Here is a 23,745-nt window from a genome sequence, read left to right as displayed (position 1 = left end):
GCACCTCCTTCGTGTTACGCAAATCGCACACAGATTTTAAAATTAAAGATACAACTTGAAAAGTTCTATCCGGGTACTACTGTATTCAAAAATATATGTAAACCTATTCGGTTTTAGTTTAATTTCATGTTGCCGTTCATTTTTAGAACCTGGTACTAAGAATGTAGTATAAAGCATATTGAACTAAAAAGAAAGTGTCTGGTCTAGGTTATCCGCTAAACACGATTTTTCTGTGAACATTGTGTTTGATATACCAAATTATAAATATACAAAAAAATAGTACTTCACCAAATGATGAAGTACTACCTTTGTGAAAGACTATTGTTTGATAATCTCTCTTGATTTGTATGTTCCGCATACTTTGCAAACGCGGTGAGCCAATTTCATTTCTCCGCATTGCTCGCATTTCACCAAACCAGGTACTGCCAATTTAAAATGTGTACGACGTTTGTCACGACGTGTTTTGGAAGTTCTCCGTTGAGGTACTGCCATTGTTCCCACCTCCTTCATCTAATCAATCTTATCCAATGAACATATTACATGATCATTAAATCACTTAAAGAAATCTTTGAGTCCTGCCATTCTCGGATCGATAGGTGTGTTGTCACAACCGCAATCCTGCTCGTTCAGGTTGACTCCGCATGTCGGGCAAAGACCTTTGCAGTCTTCACTGCATAATACTCCAGGCGGAAGTTCAAGTACAGCAGCTTGTTCCATATATGGAGCTAAATCAACAGTATCTGTATTCACATACAGTGTATCATTATCTTCAGCTACATCTTCTGGTTCTTCACCATGCTTGAATTCTTCCTGAATCTCGAACTGTAAGTTCAAATCCACAGGCTTCAGACAACGTACACACGCCATCTGTAAGTCAAGTTTCAGTGTTCCTTGTACATCAACCACTTCATTGACTCTTTGCGCCGCTTTCACATCTACTTGGAGAGGTGTATAAGACAGAACATCGCTATGTTCCTTTAAAATGGAACTCATGTCAAGCGTGTCATGAAACTCTATCGGTTGATCGCTTTGCGCCAATTTTCTAAATTGAAATTGCATCATTATCACTCCAAACAAACAAAAATTATTATACCGATTATACGCAAGCTTTGTCAATGAATATTTGTTAAGGTATTTTGGTTAACACCTATTTTCGTTTATACTGATACCTATATTCAATATCAATGCTTGAGTTTTAAAAAGGAGCCTATCTATGAAAGTCGCAGGAATAATCGTCGAATATAATCCACTTCACTATGGACATCTACTTCATTTACAACGGACACGAGAAAAAACAGAATGTGATGCTATCGTTGCTGTGATGAGTGGTGGCTTCACACAACGTGGCGAACCGGCTATTTTTAGCAAATGGGCACGTACTGAAATGGCACTACATGCTGGATGTGATCTGGTTATCGAGTTACCTTCTGCTTATACTGTACAACCTGCTGAGTGGTTCGCTTATGGCGCAGTTTCACTTCTTGAAGCGACGGGTCTTGTAGATTCATTAGTGTTCGGTAGTGAGTCTGGTTCTCTGTCCCCATTAAAAGCTTTAGCAGACCTGCTAACGAACGAATCACCTGAACTGCGTCTACTTATCCAGAATCATCTTAAAGAAGGGATAAGCTACCCTGCGGCGCTTGGTCAAGCAGTAGCCAGTCTCTATAGTATACCAGATCAAGCCACATCTTTGTTAGATCAACCTAATAATACACTTGGACTTCAATATATGATTGCGCTGAATCGGTTAAATAGTTCTATACTGCCGGAGACGATCCAGCGAGAACAATCGCAATATCATGATCTTCAACCGACTCATGAACAGATTGCAAGCGCTACAGCAGTACGCAGGCTTCTATTTAGTGATGTTCAGCAAGCAACACCATATCTGCCCGCAAGTACGATGTCCATTATTGAGCGCGAAATAGCCGCAGGTCGTGGCCCTGTAAAGCTTGATCAGTTATGGCAATCTTTATTTCAGCAGATTACCACGCACTCGCCACAACAACTTGCACAGTATTATGATATGAGTGAAGGGTTGGAATATCGTTTCAAAAAAATATTACCTACTTTACAAAATTACAGTATTACTGATCTGATGACAGCACTCAAAACCAAACGTTATACCTATACACGTCTACAACGTCTTATTGCACATCTATTATTAGGTCATACGAAGTCGGTATTGAGCATCGAACAGTTGGAACAAGGTCCCGGTTATATTCGTGTACTTGGCTTTACAGACACAGGCAGAGAATTATTACGACAAATGAAAAAGACCGCTTCTCTACCGGTGATTACCAAACCGACAGATACCGATCATGTTCATATGGAGCTAGATATTCGCGCTTCTGCTATTCAAGCTTCTTGCTTTGCTGTACAGCAATCTTCTACTTTATATTCGGATTATAGACGCTCTCCGATTAGAATATAATGATTTCAAAATAAACAAAACCATTATGAAGTTGATAAGGTATTCAATGCGTTAAGTGCATCATCTAACGTACTTACCGAGATCAGTTGCATCGAAGATTTCATTTTGGCTAATTGTGCTTTGGCATCGGCATAATTGCCTTTAGGCACTAAGAAAATAGTTGCTCCTGCTTGCTGAGCTGCGACCACTTTGTGCTGAACACCACCAATTTCTCCAACTTGACCTTGAGGATTAATCGTTCCTGTACCTGCAATACGATGTCCTCGGGTTAAGTCTCCTGACGTTAATTGATTATAGATTTCTAATGTAAACATCAATCCAGCCGAAGGCCCACCAATATTAGTATTGGCAAAATGAACTTCATGATCCGCATCTTTAGGCGCGATTTTTTGGACTTCACCGATCGATACGCCAAATCCGACACGTTCTTGTCCGTCGCTATCTTTAAATTGAGTTAAGCTTACAGGCAGAGTAATCTGAGTACCTGCACGTTCAAGCACCACTTGCACTTGATCGCCATTTTTTTTGCTTTGTAATACTTGTTCCAGTTGTTTAAACGATGTAATCGGTTGCTGATCTATAGAAATAAATTTGTCCCCGGCATGAATAGAAGTACGAGCATCCGGTACACTAACCACAAATACATACTGAGGTTCTACACCGTAAGGAATGCCTGCTTTTTTGTAAGCAGCAGCGATCGCATACGATTGTGAACTGCTCATATAATACAATTGTTCTGCTTCATATTCAGCACGATTACTTTGAATTGTTTTGCGAACAATTTCTTCATTGGAATCAAATAAAGAAGCGATCAACATTGCTGTATTGGCGTAAGTGACCGATATGGTGGTTAGCATAAATGTTCCTTTTTCATCCTTCTGGCCACCAGCCACACTTACGATGGGCTTCAATTCATCGGCACTACCAGGTCCATTGATCATATAAGGAGTTGGCATATATACCAGTACATAGACCAGAATAACAACACAAATAATATACAAAAAAGATTGTTTGCGGCTCATCGGGGATTTTAATAATCGGCCAGGCATGTTTTTCTCTCCTTTGATTCTTTTACAGCCTCACTTGGCGGCTACTCTTATTATCCCACGCTTATGTCCTCAATTCCATATTCGCGATTTAACTACTCGCTATCCGGACCTTCACTGAACTTTTGTTTTAAATGTTTTTCTATAATAGGCGGTACAAATTCAGATACGTTGCCATTAAAACGAGCGATTTCTTTAACCACGCTCGAGCTTAAATAAGAATATTTCGGATTGGTCATCATAAAAATAGTCTCTGCATCTGGATTCAGTTCACGATTGATCGAAGCCATTTGTAATTCATACTCAAAATCAGTCACTGAACGAATACCACGCACAATCACCTGCGCTTGGCGTTCACGTATGTAATTAGCTAACAGATCGCGAAAACTTTCAATGGTTACATTTGGCAAATCTGCGGTGACTTCTTTTAACAATTCAACCCGTTCTTCCACGCTAAATAGGGGCTTTTTACTCATATTATTCAAAACAGCCACCACCAGATGATCGAACTGCTTAGCAGCACGATGAATAATATCCATATGCCCCATCGTTACAGGGTCAAAGCTCCCTGGATAAACCGCTAGATGTGATTTGGTTCCATGTTCACTCATTGGATGATTGTCCTCCCTGTTGTTGTGGTTCATATTCGTATACATTAATCGCTGTTTCTCCATAAACCACATGACGAATACACACGAAATGTTCTAGTTCTTCTGGATAATCATGTCCTGATTCATACTCTAGAACAATCGTTGCTGCTGGAGCTAACAATCCTCGTTCATGCATTTCGTTCATCAGTTCGATCCCATTTTTCATTTTGTAAGGAGGATCAAGAAATACAAGATCAAATAGGGCTTCACGTTTGGCTAATACTTTCAGTGCACGTCCTGCTTCATTACGGTACACTTCAGCTTGTTCGGTCAAGCCAGCCACTTGTAGATTACCACGAATCACTTCTATACTTTTATGTTCCAAATCTATAAATACCCCTTGCTGGATACCACGACTGAGTGCTTCGATCCCCAGACCGCCTGTACCTGCAAAAAGATCTAATACTTTTCCACCATCAAAATAAGGTCCAATAATACTAAAAATCGATTCTTTTACTTTGTCTGTTGTCGGACGTGTTCCATTACCGGGTACAGCTTTTAATGGACGCCCTTTGGCACTGCCTGATATGACTCTCATCTTGTGTTCACCTGTCTTTATGATATTTCGTATCACCATCTATTTGGCTTCATATGTCAGTTCTACGATGTACAAAGCTATCGTATCATATCATGTCTATGGTTCAAAAGGAATGTATCCTCAGCTTAGATTAGCATGCTAGATATAGATATGATGATGTATATATCAAAAAGCCCCTACAAGCAATGTAGGGACCTTCTGTATTTTAAAATCGATTGACTACGAGCTATAAAGTTCATTATTGCAATATAAATTTCACTTTGGTTCCATCCGGATATTTAGTCAATTGGTTACCCACCCATGATCCTGCTCCGCGGTTGTCTGAAGGTGTGACATAACGGATATCAGCTCCTGTACCGCCTTCAAGACACATCGCCATCGGCCACTCATCACGATCATAACCGGATTTGGTAGGTACTCCTTTTAATGAATCTTCACGTCTTTGATCTGCGCCATCCCGATCAATCGTACAGACTTCAGAATGTCCATCTGCAATCGCGTCTTTGATATGATCGGCTGTCTCAGGGTAACGACTGGTTGGAAAAGTAAGTGTGTAATCATAGGCTGCTGCTGCGTATATCGTATTATGTATTTTGCCCTCACCTTGCACTAAAAATGACACCGTTACTAACATCATAAACGTCATAGCTGTAAACAAAATCTTTTTCATACATCAACTTCCTTCCATTTTTTATTTAAATAATATAGGATATGAGATTATTTTAACTGCAATTTGTGATTTTTAAAATAGATTTATGTAAATTTAACAAACATAAATTGTGAGTAATATTTAATCATTGTCTTTATCTGCGATTACATTTTACATAAAATTAACATATACCTAACATAAAATCACAAAAAAATAACCCCATCGATTATCGACAGGGTCTATATTTATATTTATTTCAAAAGGGGTATGTCTGTATATTAAACGCTTGATATGAAATTAATCTGATGATTAGCTGAAAATAAGATTAATTTTATTTTGCTTGGATTTATATTTTATAGGGATTGTCCGATATAGATTAGGTATGCCTTCATTTCCAATAGAGGCAACGAAAGGAGGTCCTATCATGGATATCGCTTCATTATCCACGGCAATGAGCCAAAGTTCGCTTTCGCAAGCTGTTGGTATCAAAGTACTTTCGTTATCTAAAGACATGGCTGAGCAACAAGGTCAACAAATGGCAGAAATGCTTAAACAAGCACCTCACCCGAATTTGGGAGGATCACTAGATATTCGCGCGTAATTCTGTATAAGATCACTTTTCTTATCTTTTATGATGCCGAATATGTAGCCTTGTCTGTTATCAGCAGACTTGGGAACAGAGCAAAAAGCTTCAATCTAGACCGATTGAAGCTTTTTGCTCTGTTTTACGTTATATTTGTGCTCTATTGTATAAGATATCTTCTATTCTTTTGAAGTCACAGATTGCTCAAGATTTACTGCACGCTTCCCTTGATTAAAGTAAGCGGTTGGCATCCCTTTCACTCCTGGCTTAACCATAAACAAACCACCTGCTAACGGTTGATCTGCACTATCATCATCTTGCGCTGTTGTGATATAAAGCTCATCCAAATGCTCACCACCAAAAGTACAAGACGTGACACAGTTAACAGGCAAGGAGACTTCTGCAATCACTTTGCCACTGGTTGGATCAATACGTGAGACACGTTGGCCTCCCCAGCGAGCGACCCACAACATACCTTCTGCATCGATCGTCATTCCATCCGGATATCCTTCACTTTCGTCTACCGTAGCAACGACTTGTTTATTCGAAATGGTACCTTCATTGATATCATAATCAAAAGACACAATTTCAAGTGTTGGCGTATCAATATAATACAACGTACTATGATCTGCGCTCCATGCTAATCCATTCGATGTAGAAACTTCATCTATTAGCAAAGAAACATTGCCTTCGGTATTTAAGCTATAAAAAGCACCTTGCTCGGATTCTCCATTCAAACCCATTGTTCCTGCAAGGAAACGCCCTGCTGGATCGCATTTACCATCATTGAATCGGTTACCCGGTCTGCCTTCTTCAGGATCGTGAATTATGAATTTCTCACCTGTGGTCAGATTTAAGCGGTATAGCCCACTAATAAGTGCGACAATCACTTCATTTTCCAGATACGGAACTACTGCGCTAACATGCTCTCCAATATCTATAGTACGATCTTCATGGGTAGAAGGATAATACATATGCAATTGATAACCTTCAATATCCACCCAGAGTAAGCGTTGAGATTGTTGATCCCAGCTGGGTCCTTCACCTAATTTGGCTTTGGCATCGATAACGATATTTGCTGTATATGTTTTGATACGTAACCCTCCTTGCTTTTCAATTATGGTGTAGAACGGCTCCAATCATATTGAACAGCTTGCAAAAATGAACGAGCAAGCACTAAATGTCCATTTTGATTCGGATGAACATGATCCCATCCATTCGATAATGAAGCTGGATACACATAAGCAGACAATGCGTCAAAAGCCGCTTGAGTATCTACAACGATCGCCCCTGTTTCTTGTGCAATACGTTTCACAGCTTCTCCGTAAATATCCATCGTCGCACGCATAGGATCTTCAGTAGTCGTTGATAAGTAATAAGGTGTCATTAAGATTAACCCTTTGACTTTAGGCAACGTCTGCTGTACCAGTTCACGCAATGTCTGTTCATATTCTTCTAAGTATACATGCCAATCCGTTTCAAGTGGATGGCTGAACTGCCGCCATACATCATTGATCCCGATCATAATAGATACCCAATCTGGATTGTGTTTGAACACATCTTCTTCCCAGCGAGCTTTGAGATGTTTGACCTGATCTCCACTTGTACCTGTATTGAGTACACGAATATTATAATCAGGATAAACCGTTTGCAAAAGAGAATCGACTAAAGAAACATAACCATCACCGATCTCCCAATATTGTCCTACAGGTCGTCCACGTCCACAATCAGTAACCGAGTCACCAATCATCAATAAGGTGCTATTTTTTTCAATTTTCATCTCTATCCATCTCCTCTAGACTGACAAAAATAGGGTCATCTACAAGTACAGTGATTACCATCCTTGACGATGAAGCCAAATCATACATTGCTTGGTCCAGTTTCCCATAACTGGGTGCTCCAAAGCAAGCCCCTGTCCATGTCCACCACTCTCATAAATATGTAATTCAAATGGAACATGATGTTGCTCTAAAGCCATTGCCATCTGCAAGCTATTTTGGACGGGTACAACATCATCATCTGTATTATGCCAGATAAAAGTAGGCGGTGTCTGTGCTGTAACACATTGCTCTGCACTGTGAGCACGAATCTGTTCAGGAGATGCTTCTGCTCCCAATAAAGATAATCGAGAACCCTCATGTCCATAGTGCTCCATCGTAATAACCGGATAGCACAAAATCATAGCATCCGGTCTCGAACTAATCGATTGAGTGACTCCTGCTACCGTCACCGATTGTTCTTCGTACACAGTACCTGTCATCGCTGCTAAATGACCCCCTGCGGAAAATCCTAATATCGCGATTTTGGACGGATGAATGCCATAATGCGCGGCATGTGCGCGTACATAACAAATAGCACGTTGACCATCTTCTAATGGAATACGTTGCTGTTTGGGTAATAAACGATAATGAAGTACAAAAGCAGAAATACCATTTTGATTAAGCCACTCTGCAACAGGCGCACCTTCATGGTCTGCCCGATGTTCATACCCTCCGCCGGGCAATACAATGACCACTTTATCCGAATTTTCTACAATAAACGGTACTAAATAAGCTCTTTCTTCTGTGGTAGCTGTATCTTCTTTTCCATCGATCCATATCTTTTCTACACTCACATTCTGATCCCCTTTCTGAACTATCACTGGTTATCAATATATTGTAAGCGCTTAATAAAATCAACTCAATAATTGAAGCAGATCGGACCTATCCGCTTCATGATTCATTGATAATCTAACCTATTATTCAATACAAATTACGGAATTGTTCCGGTGTAACATCTTCTAATCGACGGAATGTAGCTACAAAATGACTGGAATCTCTAAATCCAACTTGACCTGCTACTTCTTTAATCGTCATGCGAGGATACAGTGTCATCAATTCTTTGGCTTTACGAATACGAAGTAAAATAAAATAAGCATACGCCGTCATTCCAAATGTCTGGCGGAATAAAGTATTCAAATGTCTCGCACTTACACCGACTTGATCTGCCATATCTTCAAGACCAATATTAGGATCGTCATAATGGGATTCCATAAAGGACATCAGTGGCTTCAATCGTTCTACTGTATGGGATAACGAAGGCAGATTATTCACACGACCATGCTTTTTGAGCAATGTTAAAAAGCGGTATAGATCCGAACTGGTATCTAGCCCTGATAAGTCACGATCACTGCGAATCTGACCCAGTAGTCCACTGGTAAATGTCTCTAATTCACATCCACGATCCCATTCATAATAAGCCGAATGTGATAATCCAAGCGTCGATACGATAGCGAGAGACTGAGGTCCTCCAAATGTTAAATACGCGGTCTCCCATACCCCGCTGATCGGACGATACCCATGAGCATCTCTAGGTGCCAATAATACACCTGATCCTGCTTTGACTGTATAGCTAGTTCCACCAAAATAAAGTTCGCCTTCTCCATTAACAGCTTGAATCCAATGATAACAAGGATAGCCATCTGGACGATCAATAGATTCCTGATCGGCGTTGTACCCGATACTCTCCATATGAATAGGTAACTGCAAGTCTCTAAGCTCTGTAAAAAAGCGACGATCCGGTATAGTTACATACATATTTTTCACTTCCAATCTCCATATTATTATACACTAAGCACATTTTATTATATTCTATAAGGGAACGAGTTGCTTTACTATAGAGTTATTCTTATACAAGGAGTGACAGTCATGATTAGCAGTAAACTTCCCAAAATTTTTTACGGTGGCGATTATAATCCTGAACAATGGGATCAACAGACACACCAAGAAGATCTACAACTATTCAAACAAGCTGGAATCGATATTGCTACAGTCAATGTATTCTCTTGGGCACGTAATCAGCCCGATGAAGTTCATTATCAATTTGAATGGTTAGACCAATTGATCGATAGCCTTTATGAAAGCGGTATCTATACTTGTCTTGCAACCAGTACTGCTGCACATCCGGCATGGATGGCGAAAAAATATCCTGATGTTCTTCGTACGGATAAAGATGGTCGTAAGCGTAAATTCGGCGGTCGTCATAACTCTTGCCCTAATAGCCCGACGTATCGTAAATACTCCACAGAAATTGCTAGTCGACTTGCCGAACGTTATAAAGATCATCCTGCAATTGTAGTATGGCATGTCTCTAACGAATACGGTGGCGATTGTTATTGTGACAATTGTGAACGTGCTTTCCGTGTATGGCTCAAAAAGCGCTATGAGACATTAGATGCACTGAATACCGCATGGAACACTTCATTCTGGGGTCATACTTTTTATGACTGGGATGAAATTGTGCTGCCAAGTAATTTGAGCGAAGAATGGGGAGACGATAATACGAACTTCCAAGGTATGTCTCTTGACTATTCCCGTTTCAACTCGGACAGCATGCTAGAGTGTTATCAATTGGAATATGATGCGATTAAAACTATTGTTCCAGAAGCATTAATTACTACGAACCTTATGGGCTTTTTCAAACCTTTAGATTATTTTAAATGGGCGAAACAGATGGACATTATCTCATGGGATAACTATCCAGGATTGGACACACCGGTTAGTTATACCGCTTTAGCTCATGATCTGATGCGCGGTATCAAAAATGGTGATCCATTTATGCTGATGGAACAGACACCTAGTCAACAGAACTGGCAAGCTTACAATTCACTTAAACGCCCGGGTGTGATGCGCTTATGGAGTTACCAAGCTGTCGCTCATGGTGCAGATACGATTATGTTTTTCCAACTTCGTCGTTCAGCAGGCGCATGTGAGAAATTCCATGGTGCTGTCATTGAACATGTTGGACATTCCAATACACGTGTATTCCGTGAAACCGCAGCACTTGGAAGCGAATTACAGACTTTGGGTGACACATTACTTGATTCGCGTATTGAATCCAAAGTTGCTATACTATTTGATTGGGACAACTGGTGGGCCATCGAAAAATCAAGCGGTCCTACGATTGCGCTCAAATATGTAGATCAGATACATAAATACTACAAAGCCTTTTATGATCGTAATGTTCAGGTCGATGTAGTGGGTGTAGATTCTGATCTTAGCGCCTACGAATTAGTTATCGCGCCTGTTCTTTATATGGTCAAACCAGGTCTAGCTGATAAATTAGAACAATTTACGCAAAATGGTGGCACATTTGTCACGACATTCTTTAGCGGCATTGTAGGCGAGACTGATTTGGTTGCTCTGGGTGGTTATCCTGGCGAACTACGTAAGTTGCTTGGTATCTGGGTAGAAGAAACAGATGCTCTGCTTCCTACGATGCGTAACCAAATCGTAATGGATACTCCTTTAGGTGATCTTAACGGCGATTATGAATGCGGCATGCTCTGCGATCTGCTTCATACCGAAGGTGCCGAAGTTCTTGCCCACTATGGTGATGACTTTTACAAAGGAATGCCTGTACTTACCCGTAATACGTATGGTAAAGGTGAAGCATGGTATATCGCTTCTGATGGAGAAGAAGCTTTTATTGACGGTCTCATGAAATTTATTGCCGATCACAAAGGCATTCAACCTGTGCTTGATACTCCAGCAGGTGTTGAAGCTGGGCGACGTGTTAAAAACGGCGAACAATTCATTTTCTTGCTCAACCATAATGCGGAAGCTGCTACAGTAGAACTACACGATCTACAAACGACTAATTTGCTAGATCCTCATCACACAGGTTCTTCTATCGAAATTCCTGCGCGTGGTTCTGTTATTCTTAGTGCTTCCTATAGCAGTTAAATCCATTTCAGTATAATATTAATCTCAATTGGTAATATATGACATGATAATCGATTAACATCCTTATTTTACCACGAATGAAGCGATACGTAAAATGTATTTAATTACATTTACGTATCGCTTTTTTTCGTTCGTATTTCTAGGCTATATCTATATTTAAACCGTCATTTGCTTATAAAATAACGCCATCTTTAAAAATAGCTATTTCGCGGAAACCATGTTTTTCACTGTTCGTTTGTTGCCGTCCTGAAGCAATATCTACAATCGATGTTAATAGATCTAGAGATACTTCTTCCATCGTTTCACCTTCTAATAGTTGCCCTGCATTATAATCAATCCAATGTTTTTTTCGATAAGCCAGATCTGATTGTGTAGCGATTTTGAGTGTAGGTACAGGTCCACCAAATGGCGTTCCTCTTCCTGTCGTAAATAACACAATGTGTGCCCCTGCCGCAGATAGAGCTGTGACAGATACCAGATCATTACCGGGTGCTTCGATAATATTTAGTCCGGATTGTTGTACACGCATACCGTATCTGAGTACATCCATGACTTGAGAATGTCCACCTTTTTGCGTACAACCCAGAGACTTTTCTTCCAGTGTAGTGATGCCTCCTGCTTTGTTTCCCGGCGACGGATTCTCATAAATATTTTGCCCATGATTCACAAAGTATTGCTTAAAACCGTTGATCAATTCAACCAGTTCTTCAAACACTTGCGGTGTCTGCGCACGATTCATCAATATTGTCTCTGCACCAAACATCTCCGGTACTTCTGTTAGGATTGCTGTTCCTCCAGCAGAGACAATAAGATCTGCAATAGAACCGACTAACGGATTAGCTGTAATGCCTGATAAGCCATCTGAGCCACCACATTTTAACCCTATTTTTAATTTGGATAAAGGAACCGATTGGCGCTGTACTTGCTCTGCCTGCATGACCAGTTCTTCCAGTAAATTTAATCCTACTTCCATCTCATCATCTTCTTCTTGTGCTTTGAGATAACGGACTTTGTGCGCATATTCTGGCGGGATCGCTTCGGCAAATTGTTCAATCTGATTATTTTCACAACCTAGTCCGATAACTAGCACACCCGCTGCATTGGGATGAAGCACAAGTGAAGCTAATAATTGCTTCGTGTATTCCAGATCATCACCTAATTGGGAACAACCAAATGGATGCGGAAAATGATAGACCCCTTCAACCCGTCCTTGCATATCTGCATGAGCAATACGAGCGAGCGCTTCACAGACTTTGTTAATACAACCTACAGTATTAATAATCCAGATTTCATTACGAATACCGACTTCGCCATTCTCACGTACATATCCTTCAAATGTCTGTAAATGTTCAGGAACAATTGTAGGCATCCATGTCGGTGTAGGTTCATAATGATAATCTAATGTTCCTGATAGACCTGTACGTAGGTTATGCGTATGAATCCATTGTCCGGGCTGAATCTGTTCTTTGGCTTTGCCGATTGAAAATCCGTATTTCATTACATCTTGATCAGGTGCAATCTCATGTACTGCTATTTTGTGACCACGTGGAACATGATCACTAACAGACAGGATGGTTCCATTTTCTAACATAATGAGTTCGCCGGGAGACACATCTCGAAGCGCAATCACAACATCATCTTGCTTTTGGATAGTGATGCAATCTTTGATTATAGTATTCATAGCTGTGCTTCCTCCAATAACTGGATATTCGATACGATGGCTTTCGCTAATCCTTCAATTTCAGTCAAATCTTCATCCCAGATCTGTTGATCTGCCAGAATAGACGTAACAACATTTGCTAATTGTGGTTGTTGCCAGTATTCTGCAAGGCGCTGTAGATAGCGTTTATTATCTTTTATAGTAATCAGTGTGCCTGATGGAATCTGTGTCTGATACGATTGTCCATCTTCCACTGATTGTGTCCGATACAATAAAACCAAAGCGGCAAAGGAGTACACGATCTCAGCAGGCAACTGGTTATATTTTTCTGAATACGCTTTCAATGTTGGTAAGATTCGAGTCTTAAATTTGCTTAGACTGTTCAGTGCAATATCTTGCAGACGATGTTCCAGATAGGGATTACGGAAACGCTCGAATGTTGCTGTTGCATACGCATGTAGTTCTTTTTCATCTAATGTTAATGCTGGAATCACTTCTTTAGTGATCGTAGACATCACCCAATCGCTAAGCTTTGTATCTTCCATCACATCACGAACAGTGACTTTGCTATACCATAATCCTACAGGAGTCATTAAAGTATGTGCTCCGTTAAGAATACGTACTTTGCGTTCTTGAAAAGGTTGAAGGTCTTTCACCCAGTGCACATTCAGTCCAATCTGTGCCAATGGTAAACGTTTATCCAGTTCTGGATCCCCTTGAATCGCCCATAGATGATAAGGTTCTGCTGTATTGATAAATGGATCTTCGTAACCATATTGATTCGCCAGACGTTGATATTCTTCTTCAGGTGGCATACCGGGTACAATTCGATCCACCAGATTGTTGAGAAAACGCTGGGACTGCTCGATCCATCTCACAAAATCAGCCCCCAATCCAAATTCTTTCGCATAACGAAGTACATATTGCTTGAGTAGATCACCATTATGTTCTATTAATTCGCAAGGTAAAATTAACAACCCGTGTTCCAAACTCCCTGCAAAATGTTGAAATCTGCGATACAAAAATACGGTTAATCGTGCAGGATAATTAAGTAACGGTTCTCCTTCTGTATAATGGATCGGTTCATAGGCTAATCCTGCTTCTGTCGTATTGGAGATAATAATATCCAAAGATTCCAATTCTGCTAATTGTAGAAATTGTTCCCATTCGGTATAAGGGTCGATAAACGTTTTGAACACAGGAATAATAGACTTTTCTTCAATCACTTCTCCCTGTTGTAATCCCCGTGTAATCAATGTATACAGCCCATCTTGCTCTGCTAATTGTTTTAATTTGATAGCTCCATTTGGTGTAGGCGGAGTCAGAGCAATACTGCCATGGTATTTCCCTTGATTAATACTTTCATAGATCATCCAATCAAAAAATCCTCTTAAAAAGTTACCTCCGCCTATTTGCAATATTTTAATTGGAAGCTGGCGAATAGTTTCGATCTTACGACGCTCATCCTGACTATTCATTTCTAACCGCAAAGGTGCAATATATTTTCCGATCGACATGATACGCCTCCATCCTGATTTATATATGATGATTATGTTTTCGATTAAATGATTGCATCAATATTGTTCACGTTAACATTTTACAAAATATGACTCTTATTTGCTTCCTATTGTAGCATCAAATCTATAAAAATAGTCAACTAAAATATATTTATTATGATCCTTTTTTTATTTCAACTACGATCGGGACGTATTCTGTAGTCATTGGCTATAAAAAAATAACGAACATCGAGAGTATTCTCAACATTCGTTATTTCTATGTTCACTTTGGACGAAGTAGTCATCAAGTCTCAATGCATTACTTAAATATACGACGACATAATAATTGTAAAAGCGGTCCACTTTTTTCATACCATTGTAGTCCAGCATCAAGACGCTTGGCTTGAGCAATCACCACATCAGCATCATCGATCCCTTCGAAATATCGGCTTAAAAAGTGCATAAATACATCAATACGACGTAATAAAATAAGCAATGGGATCACTTCAGTCTCCTGATCTGATAACTGAACATGAGTAGCATATCCTTGTAAAAAAGCAGTACATTGCTTTTCGTCTGCTCCATTCCACTCTACAGTCTGCAACATATCTGATAAGCATACCGCTGGCTCCATAGCCCGTAGATCACGTGTAACAAATTCAAAATCCAATATAGCGGTAATCTCTCCATCAGCGGATTCAAGCATATTCGATGCATTTAGATCCCCATGAATTAATTGATGTGGTAATGATACCAGACGTGTAATCCGCATCAACTGCTCTCCAAGGCGTTCTCCAATCCGATAAAGAATATCTGCAATACTGTTAAAATCTTCTGGTGGATGAGCGCAGAACGCTTCCAATCGACCCGGACTGCACAAAGGATACGATTGACCTAAACGATAATAAGGCGGATACACTGGATGCAGATCAATATCAATCTGTGCCAATGCCGCTGATAATTGACCGGTGACCTGTCCAAAGTGGAAAATCTCTTCTGTTGTTCTAAGTTGAGGCGTCCGCCCATCCATATAATGAAATAACGCTGCTATTCTGCCAGCGCTACGAGAATCATCTTCATTGACTGGTTGTGTAACATAGATTGTCTGCCCTTTGGTATCTTTGACAGGCTTTGGTGTATTTAGCCCAACCAAAACAGCAGGAAGTGCAGATAATACTTCATGCTCATAACGAACTTTCTCAGGCTCGTTGTGTGTCTCATAACGTCTTAGCACATAACGACTAGACGCGTGATCGATAAACATCGTGGTATTATTCATACCGCCTTTACCTTCAACCATATGCCAATTTCCAGATGGAAAATAATGATCTGCCAGTTGTTCCATGGAATCTATATATTCGCTTTCCAAGGGTTCCCCTCCTTGCTGCCTTTTATAATGCGGGTAATGGAGAAGCTGATTGAGTCCATATCGTTGAGAACTCTAGGTGCAGACACTGACTTTTTTCAAGCCAAAATATGTGAGCAATAGAAATGCAATACGACCATGCTTCATCTATTACGTTGTCTGTATACTATTCAGCAATCTTATCAGCCTATTGCATCTTATTTTCGATGAAAGCTAACCTCTAACCTTTTACCTGTTTGTTAATAATATAACAATTCAGGTGTCCTTACCAATCCAAATTTTAACGGATTGCAAAAGTTCAGGAATACGTTTACTTAAACAGCACTGATTCTTGTAATTCTTACCTTATAAATAGCTAGGTAGCTTCTATATCCTATCTTTGTATGGGTAAAAGATATAAGGGTATACACCAAAAATCCTTTTCCTGTTCGCAGTGATCTGCTTCAAGAAAAGGATCGATCTTTTATGGGATAGGAAGTGGGTCAGTATCATTGTTGATATGGTTAGCGTTAACGAATAATTTGTTGTTGAGTCGGCAGTTGGATATCTTGTTGCTGGCATTTGGTAGCGGCACTTTGGACAGCTCGCATAATTCCTCCGTATCCAGTGCATCGACACAAATTACCACACAGTCCTTCTTTGATCTCATGATCGTTAGGGAGAGGGTTCTGATCCAGTAAAGCTTTGGTTGAAATAATCATACCGGGTGTACAATATCCACATTGAAATCCACCTTCTTCTAAAAAAGCTTCCTGAATCGGATGTAATTGATCTTCGTGTTCACCATGTAATCCTTCAATAGTCGTAATCTCTTTGCCTGCACATTGATAAGCCATTGTCAGACACGAATTAACAGGTTCTCCATCAATCAAGACCATACAAGCACCACAACGACCGATTTCACAAGAGACTTTGGTTCCAGTCAGATCGAGGTCACCACGGATGATATCTAATAGACGACGCGAAGGATCGATTTGCAGTTCACGATGTTCTCTATTCACAGTCGCTTGCCAGGTTGTATTTGTTGTTTTCATCGTGGACTCACTCCTTCTTCTTGCCATGTTTCGATTGGTTGAATCAGTAATTCACGAGCAACAGGTAAATGAGGAACCCATACACCGACAGCATCCCGAATCGCAGCTGTAATCGCTGGTGCAAGCGCCACTGAACCTATCTCGCCTATTCCTCGTGGCCCAAAGGTGTCTCCTTCTGGCAAATCTTCGATCGCTTCTACTTCAAGAGAGGTATGCATATCTTTGATTGTAGGAATCAGATACGTATCCATATTTTTAGTCAAATAATGCCCTTGATCCATCACTGCATCTTCAGTAAGTGTGAATCCTAATGCCATCACACTACCGCCTTCAATTTGTCCCAAAAATCCCATCGGATTAATGACCGGTCCTGCGGCAACCGTATGATAATTCGCTAACAATTTCACATGTCCTGTTAATGTATTAACTTCCACTTCGGCGGCAACAGCGGCATACGTATATAAATAATGTCCACCAACTACAGCATCAGGCGTAGTTGGATAAGCGAATTCGGTATCAAAAATCAATTGTTCTTGTTGACCGGCTTGACTCATATATTCTGCAATTTCAAGATACGTGATAACAGGTTCCGATTCTTCTAAAATAATCGGGTCATCAGTCAATAATCGTATCCCTTTAACCCCTGTGGTTAAATGCTCCGACGGTACACCTGTGATTTGCGTAGCTATTTTTAAGATCGTTTGAAGAAAAGGAGTCTTGAGTCGCTGCAAAGCCATCCATGCCATCGTCGTCGAACGGGAAGCTGTACTTGATCCGCTATGAGGTACACGATCTGTATCTCCTATAACGATACTAAGATCATCAGGTTCACACTGGAAGAGATCCATCAACATCATCTCTAATGTAGCAATTAATCCTTGTCCGAATTCTTCATAGCTAAATGAAACTTCAATCTTCCCTTGTTCATTGAGTGCAAGACGTCCGCCAGCGGGGTCATCAATCCCATATCCTAAGCCTGCACCATGCATAGCCAGTGCCGCCCCTATCCCACGCTTAATCCATGGCGGCTGGAACGTAGATGACTCTTCACTTAGTCCGCTCATCACTTCAACGTTATCATGCCATTCAGAATCTGCTGAGCTAGCTAACTGTAACTTACGTTTCCATAGCTTGGATTCAGCCAATGCCTGCATCACTTGTTCAAGACCATTAGTCTGTAAAATACGTTGTTCTAATGGCCCAGGATCATGTTGTAGACGACGATTCATCATTCGGAATTCCCACGGGTCCATATGGATCATTTCAGCCAACCGATCCATTTGCCCTTCCATTGCAAATATCGCCTGATTGCCACCAAATCCACGAAATTCACCAGATAGTCCGTTGTTGGTATAGACCGAGACGCCTTCTACATCCACATGCTCCATACGATAAGGTCCCATAGAGTGTTCTGTTGCAAAATTAAGCACAGGTGCTCCGAGTGTCGCATATGCTCCTGTATCTGCCACAATACGAACATAATGAGCGATAAGGCGACCTTGTTCGTCCATGCCTGTTTTCATTTCAATCTTCATCGGATGACGCTTGAGTCCAGCCCGAACCGATTCCTGACGTGAATTATGCATTTTGATCGGACGACCACTTTTCAATGCTAATAATGAACCATACGGCTGTACATTTAATTCATCTTTACCGCCAAATGAACCTCCAATTGGACTGGATATCACACGAATACGTTCTTCATCCCAACCTAGAATACGCGCAATTTGCATCCGATCTTTATAACCATGTTGCGTTGGAGCATAGACCGTCAGACGACCATCGCTTTCAGGGACAAATAAACCGCCTTCTGTTTCCATATACGCATGCATTTGTCTGGGTGTACTGTAGACTTGATGCACCACATACGCACAAGCCGCTAAAGCCGTATCTGTACTTCCACGCTTCACTTGCGTACGATGAAGAACATTGCCTTGGGGATGAAGTCTTGGAGCTGATTCTTCCAGTGCTCTAGTCGGATCGGTAATCGTCTCTAACACTTCATATTCTACATGGATCAAAGACAGCGCATGTTCAGCAATCTCTAATGACGTTGCGGCTACAGCTGCGATTGCATCTCCAATATAACGAACCGTATCTTCACATAAAGCAGGTTGATCAGGGGTAGCTATACCAAATCGATTCAGTCCGGGGACATCCTGATGAGTAATCACTGCGATAACGCCTTCATAGGCTTCGGCTTCAGACACATCCAATGACAAAATACGTGCATGCGGATGAATACTGCGTAGAACACGTCCACATAACATGCCTTCTGCGGTCATATCGGTTAAATATCGCAATTCACCAGTTACTTTTTCTTTACCATCCCGTCGTTTGCGCCAGCGTTCTCCACTACTCTCCCGATTCAGCAACATACTCTGTCATCTCCTTTCGATCTGTGAATGAATACTTTCCCATAATCCAGCTGCTAGCAGATTTCCTGCTGTTTGTTGACGATACTGTTCACTAGCAAAAGGATCGCTGTACGTTACAAAATCTTCATTTGCTAATAGAGCTATCGACGTGATCATTTCTGCATGATACCGATTTCCTTCTAATAACTGTTCACATCTTGATAATCGCATCGCAATACCTGAACCACCACCTGCGGCTATTCTAACTTGTGAGAAGTACCCTAACGGATCGACCATGGCACGAAAAGCCACCGTAACCAGCGATGGCGTAAATGCTTCTCTCCGTCCAATTTTGCGAAAAAAAGTGATTTCTTGTTGATGTTCAGTAGACTGCTTTTCTAATACAATGCCCATTAAAATAGCATGTAGACTTCTACGACCGCTTTTCACTACATCTAACCAATCGACGATATCTTGTTGGATCAAGTCGACTTCGCTTCCGATATCTGCCCAATGAAGTGAAGCATTGTGCACTAACAAAGCGGGAATAGCATCACCCACTGCTGAAGCTATATTGCCCCCGATCGTTGCTTGATTACGAATAGAAGGAGCGGCAATATGACGACAAGCTTCATATAGAGTGGCTCCATGATTCGCTATATACATATCTGCTCCGCATTCGCGTAGTCTTGTTAACGCTCCAATGTGTATATGCCGCTCACTCTCATCAATGCCACGGAGATCGGCAATCGTATCGAGCCTTATCAAATGCTCATGTTTACTTACGATGCCGCCTTCCCACTGAGTACGCAATAAGGTTCCACCTGCTACAAAAGCGGCATTGGCTCCATATTGACGTTTGATCATCATGGCTTCTTCCATATCTGCCGGTTCCCACACCTGACATGGAAAAGGATCAGGAATCCTGCTTGTCTCTATATTCATTTCCATGATGTCACCTCCACTTGTTCAAACCTTACTTTCGATGATGATATATGAGCCTTTGTCATCTATCCGTTGAACAAATTTTAATGAAATCATGAATTTATGTCAATTATTCTAACCTATATTTGTGTTATACCTAAATTAAAGGCATTATTTTGTGCTTTATGCCCTTTAAATAAATAAAATACGATTTTATATGTAATATAATATAACATTAAATGAGAATATCAATATTGAGCTAGATGTTGTTGGATCTGTAACCATGCTTCAGGTGTATCTGCGTCCCAGAAGAAATGATCAGGATACCTTACAATATTGCTATAAAAATAAGGATTTGTTAGCAACTTACGAGCGCCTTGATCACCTTCCAGTTCTTCTAGATACGTCCACATATGTTCAGGAAAAATCACAGGAGGCTTTATTCCTTCATGATCGGCACAAGCAATAAAATCTACATCCGGCTGATGCTGATAAATAGTCATTAGTTCAGTCAACATAGTCGATGTAATTAAAGGTTGATCACCAAGTAAAATAAGTACGGCATCTGCTGAAGATAACCGTACTTGCTTCATTCCACAACGAATCGAATACGACATTCCTAAATGTGCTTGTTCACATACCACATTCTGCATTTTAGAAGGGTATTGCTGTATCCAATCTTGAATCTCCTGTTGCCATTGTGATGAAGAATAAGGTGCTGTGACAGTGATAACCTGCTGAATCTGCTCGGTATGGAGCACAGTAGACAGTACCTTCCCTCCAATCGTCATGACAGGCGTTGCATTTTGATTAGAGGGTATAGATTCTAACGGTAGACTTAATTTGTCTTTGCCCATACGACTGCTTTTACCCGCCGTAAGCACTAATGCGGTAATGTTCATTCATAACTTCCTTTCTCGGTACAAGCACACGCCCGCGTTTGACAGCAATCAACTCGGCTACAATACTAATCGCTATTTCATCAGGGCCATCTGCTCCAATCGATAAGCCCACAGGCGAATGGAGATTAGCATAAGCAGGTAATTGATCCATCAGACGACGTGTCCGCTCTTTAGAACCCATGATTCCTAGATAAGCACAATCTTGGTCTATCATTAACTCAATCCATTCTCGTTCACGTGGGAAATTATGACTCATTAATATCACATAATCTTGTTCACCTGGCTGGATCTGCTCATACAATGATTGTGGAAATCCGACAACACAGGTCGCTCCGGGAAAACGTTCATTTGTACATAATCCTTCACGCCAGTCTCCGATCACTACGTCAAATCCAGCTACCTGTGCCAAAGAATGAACAAGTTTACTGTCATCTCCAGCACCGATCAGAATTAGACGTGGCTTAGGTCGATACGTGCGTACGAATGTATACTGCTCCTTTTCCGAAGAAGGAACTTGTACTATACTCAAATCTGCATTATGAGCAAGCATCAACGGTTGATGAGATAACTGATAATCAATCTGGTCGCCATTGTTTTGAAAAGAACGAGTTAATACGACATTTTCACCTTGATTTAAGCGGGTATGCAATTCAGTAATCACATTCAAAAAGGAACCTCTGACTGGCTCTAACAAAATATTCAATAATCCGCCACAGCCGATATTTTCGCCCCAGGATAGATCATCTGCTGGTCGCATATCATATTCCACGACGCAGACTTGTGAACTGTCCCAGACAGCATCAACGCGAGCTACAAGGTCACTTTCTAAGCAACCCGGGCTAATACTTCCAAATTGCTGTCCATCAGCCGTCAGAATCATGGAGACTCCTTCTTTGCGGTACGCATGTCCTTCTACATGGACAACAGTAGCCAGAACTGTACGTATGTGTTGTTGATGTTGCGATAATGCAATTGTGCACAGGTCCTTCATATCCATGAGTCTCCATCTCCTTTGAATGTAAATATGAATTTTAAATCCGTGTCATTAAACGTTTAATCGAACGATCAGACTCACGTAATACAATACTGCGATCAATTGTTTTGACACGGCGATTCGCTAATACTACGCTACCATCGATAATCACAGTATCTACATTGCTACGTGTCGCAGAATAGACCACTCTGGAATAGACATCCACATCATATGAAGGAAATGTATGATAATCTTCCAGATCCAGTAGTACCATATCTGCTTTTTTACCGACTTCGAGACTACCGATTTCTTTGGCCATACCGAGTACTTCTGCGCCACCCATCGTTGCCATACGTAGCACCGTTCTAGCATCCATCACTGTAGGCCCATGAGGAACCTTTTGGATCAAAGCCGCCAGTCGCATTTCTTGGAACATATCTAGATTGTTGTTACAAGGTGCTCCATCAGCGCCAAGACCGACATGAATATGACGATTCATCAAGTCTGGAATCTCGGCAATTCCTGAAGATAACTTCAGATTAGAACCCGGACAATGCGTTACTTTAACTCCACGCTTGTACAAAATCTGCTTTTCTTCTTCGCTTAGCCAGACACAGTGTGCCAGAATCAGACGTGGATTCGCTAACCCAATATGATCGAGATAGACAATATTGCGCATACCTCGCTCTTGTTCAACCAGTGAAATTTCGCCACGATTTTCAGAAGCATGGGTATGCACTTTAACATGATATTGTGCTGAAAGATCACGAACTTCGGTCAACAATCGTTCAGTACAAGAAACAACGAATCGTGGACAAAATGCATATTGAATACGTCCACCGCCGAATCCATTCCATTTTTCCAGTAAATCTACACTTTTTTGTAGAGATTCATCGGTATCTTCTTGTAAAGGTTCAGGTACATCGGTTCCATGATCCATCATCACTTTGCCCGAGATCACACGTAGTCCACTCTGCGCCATCGCTTGAAAAGCCGAATCGGTATGATGCACTGTTTCCATATCACAGATCGTAGTCGTTCCACTGGAAATAAGTTCTCCAATACCAAGCAAAGCCGAATAGAAAATGGATTCTTCATCATGAGCCGCTTCCAGTGGCCAGATACGCTTACGCAACCAGTCCATTAGCTCCATATCATCCGCTCGTCCACGGAACAATGTCTGACACAAATGAATATGAGTCTGAATAAATCCGGGAAGCAATGTTTTGCCTCGTCCATCTATTTCTTGATCCGCATGATCGTCCAAATGAGGAGCCATTTTGACAATTTTATTATTTTCGATCAATAAATCCCCGATAAATACTTCTTCGCTGGCATTCATTGTGACCATCTGTGCTTGTCTTATCATGATGCTTCCCATGCTGCTTACCCCTCTCTGTCTCTATACCA

Annotated in this window: 22 protein-coding genes; 3 read left to right on the top strand and 19 right to left on the bottom strand. The window is 40.9% G+C overall.

Annotated features, from left to right (window positions below; translation table 11 throughout):
• Window positions 1-318 precede the first annotated feature (318 nt).
• Together rpmF and PaeCFBP13512_RS09145 are read right to left on the bottom strand one after the other, a co-directional pair.
• Window positions 319-492, bottom strand: coding sequence for a 50S ribosomal protein L32 (rpmF, locus tag PaeCFBP13512_RS09150; RefSeq protein ID WP_069327428.1), 174 nt, complete (start codon window positions 490-492; stop codon window positions 319-321).
• Between the two features lie 60 nt (window positions 493-552).
• Entirely contained in the window at window positions 553-993 is a 441-nt protein-coding gene (locus PaeCFBP13512_RS09145) for a YceD family protein (RefSeq protein ID WP_241669335.1), read from the bottom strand.
• Between the two features lie 220 nt (window positions 994-1,213).
• Between PaeCFBP13512_RS09145 and PaeCFBP13512_RS09140 the strand changes: the two genes are divergently transcribed.
• Window positions 1,214-2,434: a nucleotidyltransferase gene (locus PaeCFBP13512_RS09140; protein ID WP_137222659.1), complete on the top strand. Its 1,221-nt coding sequence runs from the start codon at window positions 1,214-1,216 to the stop codon at window positions 2,432-2,434.
• 23 nt (window positions 2,435-2,457) lie between these two features.
• Here PaeCFBP13512_RS09140 and PaeCFBP13512_RS09135 read toward each other — a convergent pair whose 3' ends face one another.
• From PaeCFBP13512_RS09135 to PaeCFBP13512_RS09120, 4 genes are all read right to left on the bottom strand, one after another.
• On the bottom strand, window positions 2,458-3,483 hold the full coding sequence (locus PaeCFBP13512_RS09135; RefSeq protein WP_137222657.1) for a YlbL family protein: 1,026 nt from the start codon (window positions 3,481-3,483) through the stop codon (window positions 2,458-2,460).
• Window positions 3,484-3,575: 92 nt separating this feature from the next.
• Window positions 3,576-4,091: a pantetheine-phosphate adenylyltransferase gene (gene coaD / locus PaeCFBP13512_RS09130; RefSeq protein ID WP_069327432.1), complete on the bottom strand. Its 516-nt coding sequence runs from the start codon at window positions 4,089-4,091 to the stop codon at window positions 3,576-3,578.
• On the bottom strand, window positions 4,084-4,707 hold the full coding sequence (rsmD, locus tag PaeCFBP13512_RS09125; RefSeq protein ID WP_137222655.1) for a 16S rRNA (guanine(966)-N(2))-methyltransferase RsmD: 624 nt from the start codon (window positions 4,705-4,707) through the stop codon (window positions 4,084-4,086). The genes coaD and rsmD overlap by 8 nt, the downstream gene beginning before the upstream one ends.
• 199 nt (window positions 4,708-4,906) lie before the next feature.
• Window positions 4,907-5,302: a NucA/NucB deoxyribonuclease domain-containing protein gene (locus PaeCFBP13512_RS09120; RefSeq protein WP_371748229.1), complete on the bottom strand. Its 396-nt coding sequence runs from the start codon at window positions 5,300-5,302 to the stop codon at window positions 4,907-4,909.
• Window positions 5,303-5,741: 439 nt separating this feature from the next.
• Here PaeCFBP13512_RS09120 and PaeCFBP13512_RS09115 point away from each other — a divergent pair, with 439 nt between their 5' ends.
• Complete coding sequence (locus tag PaeCFBP13512_RS09115) at window positions 5,742-5,918, top strand: YjfB family protein (protein WP_069327434.1); 177 nt, start codon at window positions 5,742-5,744, stop codon at window positions 5,916-5,918.
• Window positions 5,919-6,079: 161 nt separating this feature from the next.
• On the opposite strand, the gene PaeCFBP13512_RS09110 is transcribed toward PaeCFBP13512_RS09115, so the two are convergent.
• The 4 genes from PaeCFBP13512_RS09110 to PaeCFBP13512_RS09095 form a co-directional block, all read right to left on the bottom strand.
• Window positions 6,080-6,994 carry an SMP-30/gluconolactonase/LRE family protein gene (locus PaeCFBP13512_RS09110; RefSeq protein WP_137222914.1) on the bottom strand — a complete coding sequence of 305 codons (915 nt, stop codon included), beginning with the start codon at window positions 6,992-6,994 and terminating at the stop codon, window positions 6,080-6,082.
• Between the two features lie 23 nt (window positions 6,995-7,017).
• Window positions 7,018-7,680, bottom strand: a complete 663-nt coding sequence (locus PaeCFBP13512_RS09105) for an SGNH/GDSL hydrolase family protein (RefSeq protein WP_069327435.1) — start codon at window positions 7,678-7,680, stop codon at window positions 7,018-7,020.
• 54 nt (window positions 7,681-7,734) lie between these two features.
• The gene (locus PaeCFBP13512_RS09100) at window positions 7,735-8,514 is read right to left on the bottom strand and encodes an alpha/beta hydrolase (RefSeq protein ID WP_241669333.1); all 780 of its coding nucleotides are present in this window, start codon (window positions 8,512-8,514) and stop codon (window positions 7,735-7,737) included.
• A 127-nt stretch (window positions 8,515-8,641) separates the two neighbouring features.
• Window positions 8,642-9,475, bottom strand: coding sequence for an AraC family transcriptional regulator (locus tag PaeCFBP13512_RS09095; RefSeq protein WP_069327437.1), 834 nt, complete (start codon window positions 9,473-9,475; stop codon window positions 8,642-8,644).
• A gap of 111 nt (window positions 9,476-9,586) precedes the next feature.
• Between PaeCFBP13512_RS09095 and PaeCFBP13512_RS09090 the strand changes: the two genes are divergently transcribed.
• Window positions 9,587-11,623, top strand: a complete 2,037-nt coding sequence (locus PaeCFBP13512_RS09090; protein ID WP_069327438.1) for a beta-galactosidase — start codon at window positions 9,587-9,589, stop codon at window positions 11,621-11,623.
• A gap of 172 nt (window positions 11,624-11,795) precedes the next feature.
• Here the strand turns inward: PaeCFBP13512_RS09090 and PaeCFBP13512_RS09085 are convergent, their stop codons facing one another.
• The 9 genes from PaeCFBP13512_RS09085 to PaeCFBP13512_RS09045 all read right to left on the bottom strand — a co-directional run bounded on the left by PaeCFBP13512_RS09085 (window position 11,796) and on the right by PaeCFBP13512_RS09045 (window position 23,716).
• On the bottom strand, window positions 11,796-13,304 hold the full coding sequence (locus tag PaeCFBP13512_RS09085) for a UxaA family hydrolase (protein ID WP_137222653.1): 1,509 nt from the start codon (window positions 13,302-13,304) through the stop codon (window positions 11,796-11,798).
• The gene (locus PaeCFBP13512_RS09080; protein ID WP_137222652.1) at window positions 13,301-14,800 is read right to left on the bottom strand and encodes a tagaturonate reductase; all 1,500 of its coding nucleotides are present in this window, start codon (window positions 14,798-14,800) and stop codon (window positions 13,301-13,303) included. Before PaeCFBP13512_RS09080 ends, PaeCFBP13512_RS09085 begins: the two co-directional genes overlap by 4 nt.
• 298 nt (window positions 14,801-15,098) lie before the next feature.
• On the bottom strand, window positions 15,099-16,148 hold the full coding sequence (locus PaeCFBP13512_RS09075) for a phosphotransferase (protein WP_083243450.1): 1,050 nt from the start codon (window positions 16,146-16,148) through the stop codon (window positions 15,099-15,101).
• Window positions 16,149-16,654: 506 nt separating this feature from the next.
• Complete coding sequence (locus PaeCFBP13512_RS09070) at window positions 16,655-17,179, bottom strand: (2Fe-2S)-binding protein (protein WP_137222650.1); 525 nt, start codon at window positions 17,177-17,179, stop codon at window positions 16,655-16,657.
• Entirely contained in the window at window positions 17,176-19,557 is a 2,382-nt protein-coding gene (gene pucD / locus PaeCFBP13512_RS09065; protein ID WP_137222648.1) for a xanthine dehydrogenase subunit D, read from the bottom strand. The genes PaeCFBP13512_RS09070 and pucD overlap by 4 nt, the downstream gene beginning before the upstream one ends.
• A 6-nt stretch (window positions 19,558-19,563) precedes the next feature.
• On the bottom strand, window positions 19,564-20,487 hold the full coding sequence (locus tag PaeCFBP13512_RS09060) for an FAD binding domain-containing protein (protein WP_137222646.1): 924 nt from the start codon (window positions 20,485-20,487) through the stop codon (window positions 19,564-19,566).
• A gap of 221 nt (window positions 20,488-20,708) precedes the next feature.
• A complete protein-coding gene (locus tag PaeCFBP13512_RS09055; RefSeq protein WP_137222644.1) occupies window positions 20,709-21,362 on the bottom strand; it encodes a nucleotidyltransferase family protein in 654 nt (217 codons plus the stop codon).
• On the bottom strand, window positions 21,328-22,359 hold the full coding sequence (locus PaeCFBP13512_RS09050) for an XdhC family protein (protein ID WP_137222642.1): 1,032 nt from the start codon (window positions 22,357-22,359) through the stop codon (window positions 21,328-21,330). The genes PaeCFBP13512_RS09055 and PaeCFBP13512_RS09050 overlap by 35 nt, the downstream gene beginning before the upstream one ends.
• Before the next feature lie 34 nt (window positions 22,360-22,393).
• The gene (locus PaeCFBP13512_RS09045) at window positions 22,394-23,716 is read right to left on the bottom strand and encodes a 5'-deoxyadenosine deaminase (protein ID WP_137222640.1); all 1,323 of its coding nucleotides are present in this window, start codon (window positions 23,714-23,716) and stop codon (window positions 22,394-22,396) included.
• Between the last annotated feature and the right edge of the window lie 29 nt (window positions 23,717-23,745).

This window comes from Paenibacillus sp. CFBP13512, from assembly GCF_005233705.1.
GTDB classification, from domain to species: Bacteria; Bacillota; Bacilli; order Paenibacillales; family Paenibacillaceae; genus Saccharibacillus; species Saccharibacillus nuruki.
The sequence above is the reverse complement of the archived record's forward strand: the minus strand, read 5'-3'. Positions and strand labels throughout refer to the sequence as shown.

Excerpts from the sequence above, each read along its gene's own strand:
- coaD (WP_069327432.1), bottom strand. The coding sequence starts at position 4,091 with ATGAGTGAACATGGAACCAAATCACATCTAGCGGTTTATCCAGGGAGC.
- PaeCFBP13512_RS09145 (WP_241669335.1), bottom strand. The coding sequence starts at position 993 with ATGAGTTCCATTTTAAAGGAACATAGCGATGTTCTGTCTTATACACCT.
- PaeCFBP13512_RS09105 (WP_069327435.1), bottom strand. The coding sequence starts at position 7,680 with ATGAAAATTGAAAAAAATAGCACCTTATTGATGATTGGTGACTCGGTT.
- PaeCFBP13512_RS09055 (WP_137222644.1), bottom strand. The coding sequence starts at position 21,362 with ATGAACATTACCGCATTAGTGCTTACGGCGGGTAAAAGCAGTCGTATG.
- rpmF (WP_069327428.1), bottom strand. The coding sequence starts at position 492 with ATGGCAGTACCTCAACGGAGAACTTCCAAAACACGTCGTGACAAACGT.
- PaeCFBP13512_RS09090 (WP_069327438.1), top strand. The coding sequence starts at position 9,587 with ATGATTAGCAGTAAACTTCCCAAAATTTTTTACGGTGGCGATTATAAT.
- PaeCFBP13512_RS09115 (WP_069327434.1), top strand. The coding sequence starts at position 5,742 with ATGGATATCGCTTCATTATCCACGGCAATGAGCCAAAGTTCGCTTTCG.
- PaeCFBP13512_RS09050 (WP_137222642.1), bottom strand. The coding sequence starts at position 22,359 with ATGGATATGAAGGACCTGTGCACAATTGCATTATCGCAACATCAACAA.
- PaeCFBP13512_RS09070 (WP_137222650.1), bottom strand. The coding sequence starts at position 17,179 with ATGAAAACAACAAATACAACCTGGCAAGCGACTGTGAATAGAGAACAT.
- PaeCFBP13512_RS09060 (WP_137222646.1), bottom strand. The coding sequence starts at position 20,487 with ATGGAAATGAATATAGAGACAAGCAGGATTCCTGATCCTTTTCCATGT.
- PaeCFBP13512_RS09085 (WP_137222653.1), bottom strand. The coding sequence starts at position 13,304 with ATGAATACTATAATCAAAGATTGCATCACTATCCAAAAGCAAGATGAT.
- PaeCFBP13512_RS09120 (WP_371748229.1), bottom strand. The coding sequence starts at position 5,302 with ATGTTAGTAACGGTGTCATTTTTAGTGCAAGGTGAGGGCAAAATACAT.
- PaeCFBP13512_RS09095 (WP_069327437.1), bottom strand. The coding sequence starts at position 9,475 with ATGTATGTAACTATACCGGATCGTCGCTTTTTTACAGAGCTTAGAGAC.
- PaeCFBP13512_RS09140 (WP_137222659.1), top strand. The coding sequence starts at position 1,214 with ATGAAAGTCGCAGGAATAATCGTCGAATATAATCCACTTCACTATGGA.
- pucD (WP_137222648.1), bottom strand. The coding sequence starts at position 19,557 with ATGTTGCTGAATCGGGAGAGTAGTGGAGAACGCTGGCGCAAACGACGG.
- PaeCFBP13512_RS09080 (WP_137222652.1), bottom strand. The coding sequence starts at position 14,800 with ATGTCGATCGGAAAATATATTGCACCTTTGCGGTTAGAAATGAATAGT.
- PaeCFBP13512_RS09045 (WP_137222640.1), bottom strand. The coding sequence starts at position 23,716 with ATGGGAAGCATCATGATAAGACAAGCACAGATGGTCACAATGAATGCC.
- PaeCFBP13512_RS09135 (WP_137222657.1), bottom strand. The coding sequence starts at position 3,483 with ATGCCTGGCCGATTATTAAAATCCCCGATGAGCCGCAAACAATCTTTT.
- rsmD (WP_137222655.1), bottom strand. The coding sequence starts at position 4,707 with ATGGTGATACGAAATATCATAAAGACAGGTGAACACAAGATGAGAGTC.